We start from the raw sequence: 15,212 nt of genomic DNA, 5'->3' as shown, positions 1-15,212 counted from the left end.
TCGTTTCATTGTTTTTGGTTTCTTGTTCGACTTCATTTTTGAAGTATGAAAAGGCCGACCAGATGAAGAAGAACGAGGAGTTCGAAGGAGCGGTGACGATAGTTAAGCCGCAGGCCGAAAGTTCGTCGGCGGGTACGGAAGCTCCCCCCGCAGAACAAACGGCGGCGAAATCCGAGACACCCGTAAAGGCAGACAAATCAGCCACTAAAAGCTCCGGTAAATCCGCAGGCAAAACCTCTGCGAAGACCACGGGAAAGTCTTCCGAAAAAGCAGTTAAAACTCCAGGAGTGCCGGCGGGGAAGGCTCCCGCAAAATCCTCCAAGGCGTCAGCCAAAACCGAAGCGGTCGTGACAGAGACCGCAACCCGCCAGCCTGAAATTGAAGACTCTGAGGGTTTCAACGGTCGCCGTCCGGTCAACGATCCTTTCCGCGTGGGTGAAGAGGTGGTGCATGATGTGCATTATTTCAAAGTCTCGGCCGGGGAGCTTCGTATGAAGGTGGAGCCTTTTGCCATGGTCAACAACCGCAAGTCCTACACTTTCGCGGTGGAAATCCGAACCAGCTCTTTGTTCAGCTCATTTTACAGCGTTGAAGACCGCGTAGAGACATTTGTAGACTACGAGGATCTTGTGCCTCGCGTGTTCCAGTTGCACGTCAAGGAATCCGGTCAGTTGCGTGAAGCCAAGATGCTCTTTGATGTCGAGAAAAACACGGCAACCTTCTGGGAAAAGAAGGTGACCAAGGATCACGGTGAAGAAGAGAAAAAACAAAATTGGGAAATCCTGCCTTACACGCAAAACGTGTACAGCGCGATTTACTATATGAGAAACTTCAAGTGGGAAACGGGCAAAGAGTATTCTTTCCGCGTCGGTAACGACAACGAGAATCTTGTGTTTTCCGGAAAAGCCCTGCGCCGTGAAGTCCTGAACACCAAGCTGGGACCCATTAAAGCCATCGTGGTTCAGCCTAAAATCACTCTTAAAGGTAAATTGAACCCGATCGGGGACAATTTCATCTGGTTGTCGGATGATGATCGCAAGTATATCTTGAGAATTGAATCCAAAATCAAAATCGGAACTCTGGTTTCCGAAGTCGTGGAAATTAAACCCGGCAAGTAATTAGCGTTTGCGGTCCGCTTCGAGTCTTTGGGCGGCCAGGGTTTCGATTTCTTTTGCTAAGAATAAATTCTGAGACAGAACTTGATAGAAATTGTTTTGCTGGATTTCCAGCAGAATGGTTTCTTGTTGGGTTGTCGCCGTCGCGGTTCTTTGGCCGCCGCTCATTAAGAGTGAGATTTCGCCGAAACAGGCACCTTGGGCCATGACGTTGATGTTGCGGCCTTGTTGGCTGATCACAACGCTTCCTTGGACGACGATGTAGCAGGTGTTGGCGGGTTGTCCTTCTGCGAACAGTCTTTGATGGGCTGGGGCTTTTACCAAGCGGCCTGAAAAGATCAGACTGTCCAGACAATCACCGGGCAAATTCTTAAACACGTTAGAGGACTGCAGGGCTTGCAGGATCCAGAAGCGCTGTTGCAGGCTTTGCGCCTTGTCGCTTTTGATCAGCTGATCGAACTCTGGCAGATGACGAACGCGCAGAATTTCACTGGGCGCCAGGGTGATGACATCGGCCGTGCGTGGTTGGTTCAGTAAGAAGCCACTTTCGCCAAACAGGGCGCCGGAATTAAGGGCTGCCACCATTTGGCGCTGCTGATTTCCGAAGACACGGTAAATTCCGGCCTGACCTTTTAGCAGAATGAACAGATCGCGGTCGTTTTTGCCGGATTGAATGACTTTGATGTTGGCAGGGACCTGGAAACGTTCTGAACTCTGCATCAGGTGTTGTGCCAATGCCGGCTCCAAAGAACGGAAGAAGGGGAGCTGTGAAGGATTGAGCGACATAACTTGCTGTCCCTGTCCGCTTAAGTGTCCCTGTTCGTTCATGGCCTGGTGGGCGCGGTTGAAGTAAGTCTGAACATTTGGATTCTGCAAAAGACCTTCTTGAATCAGGAATTCCAGCAAGGCAGAAAGTTCACGGAAGCTGACCAGCCATCCCTGTCCCAGAAAGAACTGCACCAGTCCCTCAATCGAACTGCCGTTTTTAAGCACGTCCAGATACGAGTACTGCAGGGGATTCAGGCGGTAGCTTTTGCGGGTGGCAAGAACCGTAAAGCTGCCGCCGTCAGCCGAGGGCTGCATTTGCAGGGCAGGGATTTGCAGGGGTTCTTTCTCGATTCTCATTCGAGGGCTTATCGGAATATTTTGGGCTGCTTTCAACAATACAAAGGTCCTGAAAACCCAGTCTGGATCTGCGCGATCCGTGGGCAACTGACATAGAATATAGGGATGGCGATGATCAACTGCAGACACTTTTCCGGTTACAAACCCTGCTCCAAAAATTCGGTGTGTGACGCCTCCTGCGCGCAAAAGGATGTGCCCACAAGTTCTGTGTTGATTGTTCATCTGGGCGCTTTGGGGGCCGTGGTTCGCAGCACCAGTTTGCTGAAGGCGATCAAAAGAAAGTACCCGGGATCCATGATTACGTGGGTAACCGATGCGCCAGCTCATCATCTGTTAAAAAATCATCCAGCGATCGATCGTGTTCTGACCACCAGTGAGGCGGACTTGCTGCAATTGTCCACATTGGAGTTTGAAGTGGGCTTTGTTATTGATAAATCCCTGAAGGCCTGTGGGGTGGTGAAGCGCACCCAAGTCGATCAGATCTATGGTTTCACTGTCCAGGGCACCAATGGCGCTATCGTGCCCGCGACCGAAGCGGCACAAGAGTTGTGGGAACTGGGCTTGGACAATCACAAGAAGTTCTTTGTGAATCAAAAGCCGGAAACACAACTGATGATTGAAGCTCTTGAATTGGGCGAATACCAGCGCGATGACTACTGGTTGCCGTTGACGGAAAGCGAAGACCGGGAAGCCCGCCGCCGCAAAGAGGCGTGGCTGGCTGAAAATAACAAATCGCTCGTGATCGGGCTTAACACCGGTTGCAGCCCCGTGATTCCTTATAAAAAATTGTCCGTGGATTATCATCGTCTGTTGATCGAGCGCATTCAGGCGAAATTTCCCTATGCAGAAATTGTGCTGCTGGGTGGACCTGAAGACACTATTCGCAATGGACTGATTCAGCAGGGCTATTCCGTGATTTCTTCGGAAACGGAATCCGGGCTTCGTGATGGTTTGATCAGTGTGGCGGCCTGTGACGTGGTGGTGACCGGGGACAGTCTGGGAATGCACATGGCGATTTCGCAGAAAAAACAAGTGGTGGCCTGGTTTGGTCCGACTTGTGCTCACGAGATCGACATCTATGACAGAGGTTTTAAGCTTTTGACAAAAAGCCCCTGCAGTCCGTGCTGGAAGAGGACTTGTGAAAAGGCCATTATGTGCTACGATCAGGTCTCGTTAGAGGAAGTTATTGATGCCCTTGAATCTTGTTGTGCAAACCGCCTTTCTGGGCGATCTACTGCTCTCAATCCCGCTCCTTAAAAAATGCCGGGCGTTGTGGCCTGACCACAAGCTGGGATTGGTTTGCCGTAAAGGGCTGGGCGACTTCTTCGTCAAAGCTGGCATCGTTGATCACGTCTATGAAATCGAAAAGGGCAAGAAAGACACTTATGCCCGTATCATTGAATCCCTGCGATCTGAAACTGTTGATCATCTGATTTCTCCTCATGAATCCATGCGCACGGTTTTTTTCTGCATGCAGATCAAGGCCACTCATAAAATTTCTTATAAAAACGCCTGGAACTTTCTGGCATTCCAAACCCGCGTAAAACGCGACGTGCGTCTGCCGGATGCCATGAGGCAGCTCAGCCTTTTGGCGCCGTTTGATCCAGAACTGAAAAAGAACATCGAAGACTATGTCACCCGGGCCAAACCGTATTTGCCGGCTGATCATGGTTTGTTGCCTGCGCCTCCGGCCTGGGCATCCATGAGCCAGCGTGAAAAAGTTCTGGCGCATTCTGAATTGTTTCAGCAGTTAAAAACCAAATTCAATCTTCAGGGGTTTGAAGACGGCAAAGCTGTTTTGATCTTCCCGGGCAGCGTGTGGGCAACCAAGCGCTGGACAGAAGAGGGCTTTGTTGGCGTGGGCAAGGCTCTGAAAGAAAAAGGCTATGAAGTCTATGTGATGGGTGGTCCCGGGGAAGAAACCCTGTCAGAACGAGTGGCGGCGGGTATTCCGGGGTCGGTGTCTTTGGCTGGAAAAACCAAGATCATCGAGTCTGCGCAGCTGATTGCCCGCGCGGCTTTGCTGGTTGGAAACGACAGCGCTTCCACGCATTTGGCGGCGGTGTGTGAAACACCTTTGATTGCGGTATTTGGTCCTACGATTTTAGAGTTTGGCTATCGCCCGTGGTCAGCACAATCTTATGTCGTCCAGAAAGAGGATCTGCGCTGTCGACCTTGCGGCAAGCATGGCCACAAGGTTTGTCCGATCAAAACCCACGTGTGTATGAAGGACATCCCCGCAGAGGAAGTCCTTCGCACCGCCGGGTTTATTCTTCGTTAGTATATTCCTTCACATTGATGCCGTACTTGCGGATCTTGCGCAGCAGGGTGTTCTTCGGAATATTCGCCTGAGCCACGGTCTGATTGATACGACCGTTGTTGGCTTTCAAAGCACTGACGATAAATTCCTTTTCCATCTCTTCTTTGAAGGCGTCAAAATCCAGCGGGCCGGAATAACCAACACTCGCAGTTTTGTCAGCGCCATCTTTCGGAGCAAGCTTAATGGATTCCGGCAAAGAATCCACCGTGATCTGGTGACTGTTTTCCACGATGAAAGAACGCTCGATGATGTTTTCAAGCTCACGGATGTTTCCTGGCCAGCGATAGGATTTCAGCATATCCAAAGCTTCGGGAGTGATCGCGGTGATCTGACGGCCGTGTTGTTTTGAGAATTTCTTAATAAAGTTACCAGCCAGCGCCTCGATGTCGTCAGCGCGCTCGCGCAATGGCGGCAGGAAGATCGGCATCACGTTCAGGCGATAGAACAAGTCTTCGCGGAATTCGCCTTCTTCCATCATCTTTTCCAGGTTGCGGTTGGTGGCGGCAATAATACGCGTCGTGGTTTTGACTTCGCGATTGCTGCCCACTGGGGTGAACTTGCGCTCTTGCAGAACGCGCAGAAGTTTCACCTGCATGTCCGGGCGAAGTTCGCCGATTTCATCCAGGAACAAAGTGCCGTTGTTCGCCAATTGGAATTTGCCGATCTTGCGTTCCACCGCGCCGGTGAAGGCACCTTTTTCGTGGCCGAACAATTCGCTTTCCATCAGGTTTTCCGGAATAGCACCGCAGTTGATGGCAACAAAGGCACCGGATTTTCTAGGGGAGTTGAAGTGAATCGCGCGGGCCACCAGCTCTTTGCCTGTCCCGTTTTCGCCACGCACCAGAACCGTCGTGTCGACTTTGCACAGACGGTAGATCAGGTTGAAGACCTCTTTCATTTTCGAAGAACCACCCACGATCTCGGATTCGATGTCGTCATCAAAAACCGGATTGGACATCGCCAAAGAGGAGATCAGATCACGGGCCTCAAGACTTTTACGCACGATTTCGGCCAGTTGTTGCGGCTGCACTGGCTTTTCGACGTAGTCGTAAGCGCCTTCTTTGATCGCCACAACAGCGTCATGAAGGTTGGAGTGAGCCGTCATCAAAACCACGAACGTGCGGGGATCGTGTTCTTTGATCGCTGTCAGGGCTTCAAGGCCGTTCATCTCCGGCATCTTGACATCCATCAGAACCAGATCCCATTGCTGTTGTTTCACCTTGTCCAGGGCTTCGCGGCCCGTGGCTGCTTCCTCGATGGTGAATTCAATTTCGGGCATGGTGGATTTCAGGATCGAAATCACCGAACGGCGCAGTTCGGCCTCGTCATCAACAATCAGTGTGTGGAGCTTATTGATCATACTAACACCTCGTCTTCTTCAGCATCCAGCGGCAGGGTGAAGGCAACCGTGGTCCCAAGGCCCACTTTGCTTTCCATCGTCACTTTGCCACCATGGAGTTCAATAAAATATTTAACCAGATAAAGTCCAAGGCCGGTTCCCTTGGTGCGCAGATCCTGATCGGAACCGCGCGTGAATTTGCCCCAGACCTTTTCCATGTCTTCGGGTTTGATCCCTTCCCCGGTGTCCTTCACCAGGACGTGCACGAATTCTTCAGACTCGTGCGAGATCACTTCGATCTGTCCGCCGCTGGGCGTGTACTTGATCGCATTTTCAATCAGATTGATCACAACCTCTTTCAAAAGGGTGGTGTCAAATTCCACAGAGAACATCGGCTCCAGCGCCGTGTGAATCTGAATGCCTCTTTCGCGGGCCAGCGGGCGCAGGTGCTGCAGGGCCTCTTCGATGATCTCGTTTATGTCGGCAACTTCCTTGTTGATTTTGAAATCACGGGACTCGACACGAAGAACCTTCAGGATGGACTGGATATAACGATTCAGTTCATCACTGAAAAGGCGCAGGGATTTCAGATCCTGTCCCAATTCCGTTTCCTGCGCATGCTGGGTCATCAGGCGGTCGACGATGGCCTGAATTTTTGCAATCGGCGTTTTCAGGTCATGGGAAATCAGACTGACGAAGTTGTTTTTCAACTGTTCCAGCTGTGCCAGATATTCCTGTTCCTGCTGTAAATGGAAGTTCTGGCGTTCAATCTTGGTGGCCTGATAACCGATGAAGATGATCCAGCTTGTGGCCAGCAGTACGAACGGAGAAAACGCCGGGGACCAGAAATAGAACGTGTCAAAGACCCACGCCGACAGGGCCGCCAGCAGCGTCCCGATCCACAGAATAAAGAACAGCGCCACCGACTGTGGATAGGTCGTGATCACAAAGACCGCCATCAGCATCAGTACAAAGAACCCGGCGGCATACCACACAAAGCTTAAGCGCTTGATCCACTTGTCACCCAAAACGGTGTCAGTGATATGAGCCAGAATTTCAGTGCGCGACAAAGTCCCCATTGGGGTCATGTAAACGGGCGCGGAAGAAGTCTCAGCACCGATCAAGATGATTTTGTCGGTGAAGGCATTGGCCGGAAGTTCGTCATAGATGATTTCGCTTAAAGAATACTGTTTAAACACGCGGGCAGAGCCGCGATAGTTGATCGCCAGTCCTGCCAATTGGGTCGGGAACTTCTTGCCCGTGATTTTTTCCACCAGGTGAGGCATTTCGGCTCGTTGCGGGAATACGCGACGGACGACCCCGTCTTCGTCTCGGCGAAGTTCATTGCTGCCCAGATTGTTGTGGTCGCGGTTGGTAAAGACCGGGGTCAGGATGCGTTCCAGAGAATTGGTGGTCGAAGCCCACACAATGCGTGGATCAAGGAAGATGCGTTGATCTTCCGGGGTCATGCGAACGGTGCCGATGTTGTCGCCAAAGTACAGGGTCACACCCACAGATTGTGGATTCTGGCGCAGAATACGCAATAACAGTTCGGACCACAGGGGTTTGTTCCAGAAGAAGCTGTCGGTGATGTCGGTGACTTCGCTCATGTTGTCGAGGAAGTTTGTCCGGGCATCATAGATCATCGCAAAGTCAGATTGTTTGATGGTGATCAAAACGATCTGCGGGGAGGTCTTTTGGTCTCCGCGCAGTTGGAAGCGCTGGTCATAAGACGTGATTTCATCGTTGGACAATGCCAGGCAGCCGATAAGCCAGCACAAAAGGCAACGCAGCCAAAAACCCCGGCGTCGGGAGAAGAATCGAAGCAGGACTTCGAGTCGGTATAAGAGGTGATGAAAGAGTCCCTTTTGCACGCGTCGCAACATAGCAAATTTATTGAAAAATTCAACGATTAAAAGCTCTTACCGGGAGGCGTAGAAACAGGTATATTGAAAAATATGCAGGTTTATCAAGGTGCCAAACATCTGAGCGCTCCCTTGGCGGCTTCTGTCGTCACTATAGGGAATTTTGACGGGGTCCATCTGGGCCACCAGCAGCTCATCGAGAATGTCGTGCGCGAGGCTCAGTATTTCGGGGTCCCGTCGGTTGTGTATACTTTCCATCCTCACCCCGTGAAGGTTCTTCACCCTGAAAGGGCCACTTATCGCCTTTTTGACCTGAAAGACCAGCAGGAACAGTTTGAAAAACGCGGTATTGAAAACGTCATTATCGAGGAGTTCACCCGGGATTTTGCCAAAGTCACCCCGCAGGAATTTTTAGACAACTATGTATTGAAGCAACTGAATCCGAAAACTCTGGTGGTGGGGCATGACTTCAATTTTGGTGCCGATCGTGCCGGGAACATTCCATTCCTGGAAAAGTACTGTGCAGCAAAAGGCATTCGTCTGATCATTATTCCACCGTTCCATTTCGAGGGCGCGGTGGTTTCTTCAACGCGCATTCGTGAGCATCTGAAAAACGGCGAAGTGCAAAAGGCTAATGACCTTTTGGCGCGCACTTACTATCTGCGCGGCCACGTGGAAAAAGGTTTTCAGCGCGGACGCACCATTGGTGTACCCACGGCCAATGTTCATCCGGATGTTGAGTTTATCCCGCGTCAGGGGGTGTACTGTACGCTGACCAAAATCGGCTCGCATATGCATCCTTCGATCACCAATATCGGTGTGAATCCGACCTTTCAGGAAAGTGGCAAAGGCCCGGTGAAAATTGAAACTCATTTATTTGACTTTGATGCCCAGCTTTATGGCATCGAGGTTGAAGTGTATCTGCTGAAATTCCTGCGCGATGAAAAGAAATTCTCGGGCATCGAAGAACTGAAAAATCAGATTCAAAACGACATGGCAGAAGCCAGAAAGTATTTTGATGAGCATCCTCATTCGTGAGATCCGTGCTGATGGCACGCCCGGACAGTTCATGCGCTTTATGCAGGCCCTTGCTGGTGAAAAAGGCTGGGACTGGCAGTTTGAAACTGTCCGTGAATTTTCTGCGGAGGTTTTTCAAGGTGCCGCCGCAGTCAAAGTTCCTGCATCCCTGTCCGCTGAAGTCCTGCCACAAATGAAAGTTCTGCCCACGCAAGTGCGTGCGGTGCAGGTTCTGGATTCTTTCTTTCCTGAAGATGGATCGTGGTATCCGCGAGTCCTGTTGCACGAGGCCTTGCGCATGGTTTTGGTGGCTGAAGCCCGGGACCTGGATATTCGTGCACCGGCCTTTGTGATCGGGCACAATGAAGAAGCTCGTGTGGTGGCGTCGGTTCTGGCATTGATGGGGATTTCGGATATTTATCTGGTCGGAGAGTCTGACGGACTGGAAGAGCACCAGCAGGCCCTGATGCGGTCTCATCTGGGAATCCGTTTTCATATTCTGCCGAATGATGAACTGACGATGCAGGCGGTGAGTGCCGGTATCGTGGTGAATACGGTGGATTTGTCAGGGCAGCAGGCACTGCTGACGGATTTGTCCTATTTCAATTATATGAAAGGCACGGGCTACGCTCTGGACCTGAATCTGCTGCCACTTCAGAATCTATTGCTTGAAGAGGCCGAGAAGGCGGAGCTTCGTGTGCTTCATCCGGTGTTGGTTGCAGAAGAGCTGACTCGTCTGTGGTTGGAACGTCTGCTTCCGGATCATAATTTGAGTCATGAGGATATTCGCGAAAGCTGGACCCGCTTTTTGAAACAAAACTCATCCTCGGTCTAGTTACAAAAAATGGCACCCTGGAGTAAAGTGAGTCCAGGGGAGTCCTAATGTCTTCACTCAAAATCGGGGAAATTCTAGTCAAGCAAGGTTTGCTCAAGCCTGATCAATTGGCATTGGCCATGGAAGAGCAGAAAAAAACCGGACAGCGGCTGACGAATTCCATCATTCAACTCGGGTACTTAAAAGACAATCAGATCCTTCGCGCTGTTGAAAAACACTTCGCGGTTCCGGGGGTCGAGGTCAATACGTTTGAAATCGATGCGACTGTCATTGCAATGATTCCCAAAGATGTGTGTGAGAAAAACACATTGATCCCTCTGCAGAAAGCCGGAAACACCCTGGTTGTCGCTTTTGCTGATCCCTCTAATATTATAGTCAAAGAAGATTTGCGTTTCATCACTCGTTGCCGCATCCAAGCGGTGGTGGGGACTGAAAGTGCCATCATGTCCGGTATTGAAAAGTACTATGGCGGCAGCATCAGCACCAAGTCTTTGAACACCATGGGCGTGGGTGATGAGGATGACTTTATCCTCAGTGCCGGTCCAGCGACGGAAGTCATCGATCAGGATGGCGGGTCAGAGGACGCGCCGATCATCAAGTTCGTGAACTCGATCCTGGCAGATGCGATTCGTAAGAAAGTATCTGATATTCACTTTGAACCTTACGAGAAAAAATACCGTGTGCGTTTCCGTATCGACGGTAACTTGGTGGAAGCCACTGCGCCTCCGGCAGGTACGGCAGCGGCGATCGCCTCTCGTATCAAGATCATGTCCAAGCTTGATATCGCGGAAAAGCGCCGTCCACAGGATGGTCGTTTGAAAGTGCGCACCAAAGCCAAAGAGATGGATTTCCGTGTCAGCGTTTTGCCGACTCTTTGGGGTGAAAAAGTTGTTTTGCGTCTTTTGGATAAATCCAATTTGCAGCTGGACATGACCAAGCTGGGTTTTGAAGAAGACGATTTGAAACTGTTTAAATCCACAATCAATCTCCCTCAGGGCATGGTTCTGATCACGGGCCCGACGGGTTCGGGTAAAACCACCACGATTTATTCCGCCTTGGCGGAACTGAATCAGCCGGATGTGAACATCTCCACAGCCGAAGATCCGGTGGAGTTCAACTTGGAAGGTATCAATCAGGTTCAGATGAACCCGGATATTGACTTGAATTTCTCAAGCGCCTTGAAGTCCTTCCTGCGTCAGGATCCGGATGTCGTGATGGTGGGGGAGATTCGTGACCTTGAAACAGCAGAGATCGCCTTTAAAGCGGCCTCCACAGGTCACTTGGTTGTAAGCACCCTGCACACCAACGATGCTCCCGGAACTGTCATTCGTCTGACCGAGATGGGTGTGGCTCCTTATATTATCACTTCGACAGTGAATCTGATTGTGGCTCAGCGTCTGGTCGGTAAAGTCTGCGAGTCCTGCAAAGCGCCGGTGGAAGTGCCGGCGCAGACGCTGATAAACCTGGGTGTGCCTCAGGCTGAAATCGGCGACTACAAATTGATGCGTGGGAAAGGTTGCGCCAACTGCAACAACACCGGCATCAAAGGCCGTCTGGCGATTTACGAATTGCTGGCGATGACCGAGAAAATGAAAGAGGCCATCTTGAAGGGTGCCTCCACCGGTCAGCTTCGTTTCCTGGCCCGTGAGCAGGGGATGAGGACTCTGCGCCGAAGTGCGCTGTTAAAGTTAAAACGTGGCGTAACAACTATTGAAGAAGTGCTCAACGCATCAGTGAAGGACACCTAATGAGTCTGACCGAGCTCCTTTTGCAGGCTAAAGCCAAAAAAGCGGAAGAATTTTTGTTTGTGGTCGGCAGTGAGCCGCGCGCTCGTCTGGCTTCGGGCTGGACAAGTCTGCGCTCATCACCTGCTCTGATGACGGAATGGAATCTTTTGCAGCAAAGCCTGCTTAGCACCCAGCAAAAAGCGGTGCTTGAAACCACGGGTGTGGTGCAAGGGGAAGCGGCCCTGGATACATTGCGTATTGGTTTTTCCTTTTTCCAGCAGGACAGCACCATGAAGGCTGTTTTGGACATGGATCTGGACGGAGGAAAGCAGGAAGTGGCGCTGCCGCCTTCTTTGCTGGAAGCGTGTCTGCGCATGAAGGGCTTGGTGCTGTTGTCCGGTCCGGGTGAAGCCGGGCAGGTGTGGGCATTGCACAGAATCCTGCAGAAAATTTCTGATGAAAAATCTTTCCTGGGTGTGGTGTTCTCGCGCAAGGCGTTCCCGCAGGTGCGTGAATCCAAATCCTGTTATCTGTATCACACGGGTGAATTTGCCCGTGCGGAAGAAAAAGAAAGTCTGATGGCGGGCGTGGATATGGTGGTTTATGACGGCTTCCATGACGAAGACTCTTTGCTTGAAGCCCTTTCTTTGGCCGAGCAGGGTGTGTTTGTGATTTATTCCATGAAAGCGCCATCTGTGACGAATGCTCTTCGTCGTGCGCTGTCCACTTTGGGTGATCGCTTTGGTGAACACGGGGCGCCTCGTTTGGCGGAAGTGCTGACGATGGCTTCCGGTCAGTATCCGGTGGCGGGCTTGAGTGGCGAAAAGGTTTTCGCCCATGAAGTGCTTTTGATGAAGCCTCAGGTGCGTGGTCTGATTGAGGATCAGGATCTGAAGTCTTTGGAAAATCTTTTGACGCAGGCGCCGGAAAACTCCGGCATCCTGACTTTGAATCAGTCTTTGTTGCAGCATCTGATCCGTCGTCGCGTGGATTTGAAAACCGCGTTTGAAGTGTCCCGCGACCCAGACAACCTTGATCAGCTTCTTAAGAAGGTAGGTATCTAAGATGGCAAAATTCCAGTATCAGGCCAAGAATGCCTCTGGCCAAATGGTTCAGGGCGAGATTGAAGCGGCTTCCCAGCAGGAAGCCATCATCCGTCTGCGCGCCCAGCAGCTTTTGCCAGTTCGAGTGGTGGCCTTCGGTGCCTCACGTGCTTCTGCGGGAAAAACCCCCGGTCTGTTTGCTCCGACCGTAAAGGGCAAGGATCTGCAGATTTTCACCCGTCAGTTTGCAACGTTGATCAACGCCGGTATCCCGGTGGTGGATTCTTTGAAAATCCTGTCTGAAGGTTTGCGCCCGGGTCTTTTGAAGGAAGCTTCAGCCCAGGTTAAAACATCAATTGAGGGCGGTCGTCGTCTGGCCGACTCCATGGCGCAGGTTCCGAACGTCTTTGATAAATTGTATGTGAATATGATCCAGGCGGGTGAAGAGGCCGGTATCCTTGACGGGATCCTGCAGCGTCTTGCGAGCTATATGGAAAAGTCCGAGAAAATCAAAGCCCAGGTCAAAGGGGCCTTGGTTTACCCGATGGTCATCATCTGCGTGGCGATGATCGTTATCGCCGGTATTTTGGTCTTTATCATTCCAAAGTTCATGGAGTTCTTCGCCGGATCCGGTAAAGAGCCACCAATGCTGACACTGATGGTCGTCAACTTGAGTAACTCGATGATCAATAACTGGTATCTGTACCTGGGTGTGATGGTGATTGGCCCGATGGCCCTGATGCAGTGGCTGAAAACCGAGGGTGGTAAAGACGCCTTTGACCGTTTCATCATGAAAGCCCCGGTCTTCGGTGAGGTTGTGCAAAAATCCGCGATCGCGCGTTTGACACGTACGTTGTCGACGCTGCTTTCTTCCGGTGTGGGTTTGATCGAGGCGATTGAGATTTCTGCTAAAACTGCGGGTAACGTGGTGATTGAGCAGTCTTTGCTTCGTTGTAAAGAGTCCGTGACGGCGGGGCGTACTTTTGCCTCCCCGCTGGCGAAGGAAAAAGCTTTCCCTGAGATGGTGGTTCAGATGATCTCTATCGGGGAGCAGTCCGGTACGATGGATATCATGCTGGGTAAAATTGCGGACTTCTATGAAGATGAAGTTGAAACTGCCGTGAAGGCCATGACCTCTTTGCTGGAGCCATTATTGATGGTTGTTCTGGGTGGTATCATCGCGGTTCTAGTTGTGGCGATGTATCTTCCGATCTTCAACATGGCGGATGTGGTTCAATAGATGCGTTTAAGTTTTGCTTTGCAGAACAGTAAAAATCAGGGGCTGACGGTGGAATTTACCCGCGTCAGCCTTTTTGCGTTGATTTTGCTGATCAGTGCGGTTTCCAGTGTGTTTCAGGAAGGTTTCATCAACTGGCAGATTCTGGGTCCGTTTTACGCGATCCTGAGCGTGGCCTTTGGTGTTCATGTGGTGTGGTTCTCGATGTGGGACCGGCTGCTGAAAAGTCCATGGCTGCTGTTCGTGGGCTTCGTTGTTGATTCCCTGCTGATTTCATTTTTAATTTATTATTCCGGGATCAATCAGTCCCTGTTCCTGTTCCTGCACCTGGTGAATATCCTGCTGGCGGGGATTGCCTGCCGTGGTGTGGGGGCAGTGACGCTGGCCCTGTTTACCAGTATCTTCTTTACGGTCGCAGCACTGTTTTCGCCGGAAATGAAGGCTTTGAATTTCTTCTTCCTGCTGGCTTTGAACAACATTGCGTTCTTCTCGGTCGCCGGGCTGTCTGGATACCTGAGTGAGCAGTTGCAAACCGTTGGGAAAGAGCTTTCTGAAACGGGGGCAAGTCTTCGTTCTGCCCAGGAATTGAATGAAGTGCTGGTCGAAAATATTCCCACGGGGATGGTGTCTTTCACCGAGTCCGGAGAGGTGGTGAAAGCCAATTCTTCCGCGGCTGAGATCCTGGGTTATTCTGATCTGTCCACCTTGAACTGGTATGAGCTGTTTCCGGAGACCCGCAGATCAGAGGGGTTGTTCAAAGGCGATGTGAAATACACCGCCAAGAACGATGGCAATGCCAAGATTCTCGGTATGACCTTGTCAAAGATTTATAGCCCCGAGTTGAAAGCGCATTTGTCCATTGGCTTGTTTGATGATCTGACTAAGATTCGCCAGCTTGAGTATGCTGCCAGACAAAATGAAAAGCTTGCGGCCGTAGGCGGCTTGGCGGCGGGGATTGCTCATGAAATCCGCAATCCCCTGGCCGGTATCAGTGGCAGTATCGAGCTATTAAGTCAGACCGTGAACAATGACGACGATCGCAAGCTGATGAAAATCGTTTTGCGTGAAATCGACCGTTTGAACAACTTGATCACCGAGTTCCTGGACTATGCCCGGCCGGAAGTGCCGCCGACAGATGCCGTGGACCTTTCGGCACTGCTGACAGAGGTTCTGGATTCGATGAAGCTCAATGCTCAGGTCCGTGCCGACATTGAGCAGGTTCGTGAGTTTGAGCCGGGTTTGCAGATCCTGGGCCGCCGGGACAAGTTGAAGCAGGCTTTCCTGAACATTATCATCAACTCCTATCAGGCTATGAATGATTCTCAGAAACCGCAGATCTCGGTGAAAGCTCTGGTCACTGACAAGGAAGTGCGCGTGCGCATCCGTGATGCCGGTTGTGGCATGAGCGAGGCGACTCGCAAGAAGATGTTTGAACCTTTCCATACGACAAAGCCGAAAGGCACAGGCCTTGGTCTAGCTGTGACCCATAAGATTTTAGAGGGGCACGGAGCGCAGGTGTTCGTGGAGAGTGAAGTGGGCGTAGGTACTGAGTTTATTTTGACTTTCCCCAGAGCACACTGAGAGAATAG

12 protein-coding genes are annotated in these 15,212 nt (G+C 51.2%); 9 read left to right on the top strand and 3 right to left on the bottom strand.

Features of this window, described 5'->3' with window-relative positions; genetic code table 11:
- Positions 1-38: 38 nt before the first annotated feature.
- Positions 39-1,118, top strand: coding sequence for a DUF3108 domain-containing protein (locus ACNQKP_RS12020; protein ID WP_417864933.1), 1,080 nt, complete (start codon positions 39-41; stop codon positions 1,116-1,118).
- Here ACNQKP_RS12020 and ACNQKP_RS12015 read toward each other — a convergent pair whose 3' ends face one another.
- Positions 1,119-2,240, bottom strand: coding sequence for a cyclic nucleotide-binding domain-containing protein (locus ACNQKP_RS12015; RefSeq protein ID WP_417864932.1), 1,122 nt, complete (start codon positions 2,238-2,240; stop codon positions 1,119-1,121).
- A 207-nt stretch (positions 2,241-2,447) separates the two neighbouring features.
- On the opposite strand from ACNQKP_RS12015, the gene ACNQKP_RS12010 reads away from it, so the two are divergent.
- Positions 2,448-3,497 (top strand): glycosyltransferase family 9 protein, encoded by a 1,050-nt coding sequence (locus ACNQKP_RS12010; RefSeq protein ID WP_417864931.1) that lies wholly within the window; start codon positions 2,448-2,450, stop codon positions 3,495-3,497.
- The gene (locus ACNQKP_RS12005; RefSeq protein ID WP_417864930.1) at positions 3,448-4,521 is read left to right on the top strand and encodes a glycosyltransferase family 9 protein; all 1,074 of its coding nucleotides are present in this window, start codon (positions 3,448-3,450) and stop codon (positions 4,519-4,521) included. Before ACNQKP_RS12010 ends, ACNQKP_RS12005 begins: the two co-directional genes overlap by 50 nt.
- Here ACNQKP_RS12005 and ACNQKP_RS12000 read toward each other — a convergent pair.
- Positions 4,508-5,920 (bottom strand): sigma-54-dependent transcriptional regulator, encoded by a 1,413-nt coding sequence (locus tag ACNQKP_RS12000; protein ID WP_417864929.1) that lies wholly within the window; start codon positions 5,918-5,920, stop codon positions 4,508-4,510. The two genes, ACNQKP_RS12005 and ACNQKP_RS12000, sit on opposite strands and share 14 nt — an antisense overlap.
- The gene (locus ACNQKP_RS11995) at positions 5,917-7,680 is read right to left on the bottom strand and encodes an ATP-binding protein (protein ID WP_417864928.1); all 1,764 of its coding nucleotides are present in this window, start codon (positions 7,678-7,680) and stop codon (positions 5,917-5,919) included. Before ACNQKP_RS11995 ends, ACNQKP_RS12000 begins: the two co-directional genes overlap by 4 nt.
- A 177-nt stretch (positions 7,681-7,857) precedes the next feature.
- Here ACNQKP_RS11995 and ACNQKP_RS11990 point away from each other — a divergent pair, with 177 nt between their 5' ends.
- The 6 genes from ACNQKP_RS11990 to ACNQKP_RS11965 are packed head-to-tail and all read left to right on the top strand — an operon-like array spanning position 7,858 to position 15,204.
- Positions 7,858-8,802, top strand: a complete 945-nt coding sequence (locus ACNQKP_RS11990) for a bifunctional riboflavin kinase/FAD synthetase (protein ID WP_417865071.1) — start codon at positions 7,858-7,860, stop codon at positions 8,800-8,802.
- Positions 8,783-9,616: a hypothetical protein gene (locus ACNQKP_RS11985; RefSeq protein ID WP_417864927.1), complete on the top strand. Its 834-nt coding sequence runs from the start codon at positions 8,783-8,785 to the stop codon at positions 9,614-9,616. The genes ACNQKP_RS11990 and ACNQKP_RS11985 overlap by 20 nt, the downstream gene beginning before the upstream one ends.
- A gap of 47 nt (positions 9,617-9,663) precedes the next feature.
- Positions 9,664-11,364 (top strand): type IV-A pilus assembly ATPase PilB, encoded by a 1,701-nt coding sequence (gene pilB / locus ACNQKP_RS11980; protein ID WP_417864926.1) that lies wholly within the window; start codon positions 9,664-9,666, stop codon positions 11,362-11,364.
- On the top strand, positions 11,364-12,407 hold the full coding sequence (locus ACNQKP_RS11975; RefSeq protein ID WP_417864925.1) for a twitching motility protein PilT: 1,044 nt from the start codon (positions 11,364-11,366) through the stop codon (positions 12,405-12,407). The genes pilB and ACNQKP_RS11975 overlap by 1 nt, the downstream gene beginning before the upstream one ends.
- A gap of 1 nt (position 12,408) precedes the next feature.
- The gene (locus ACNQKP_RS11970; RefSeq protein WP_417864924.1) at positions 12,409-13,626 is read left to right on the top strand and encodes a type II secretion system F family protein; all 1,218 of its coding nucleotides are present in this window, start codon (positions 12,409-12,411) and stop codon (positions 13,624-13,626) included.
- The gene (locus ACNQKP_RS11965; RefSeq protein WP_417864923.1) at positions 13,627-15,204 is read left to right on the top strand and encodes a two-component system sensor histidine kinase NtrB; all 1,578 of its coding nucleotides are present in this window, start codon (positions 13,627-13,629) and stop codon (positions 15,202-15,204) included.
- The last annotated feature ends 8 nt before the right edge of the window (positions 15,205-15,212 follow it).

Origin of the sequence: Bdellovibrio bacteriovorus, from assembly GCF_048286975.1 — a bacterium.
Taxonomy (GTDB): domain Bacteria; phylum Bdellovibrionota; class Bdellovibrionia; order Bdellovibrionales; family Bdellovibrionaceae; genus Bdellovibrio; species Bdellovibrio bacteriovorus_H.
The sequence above is the reverse complement of the archived record's forward strand: the minus strand, read 5'-3'. Positions and strand labels throughout refer to the sequence as shown.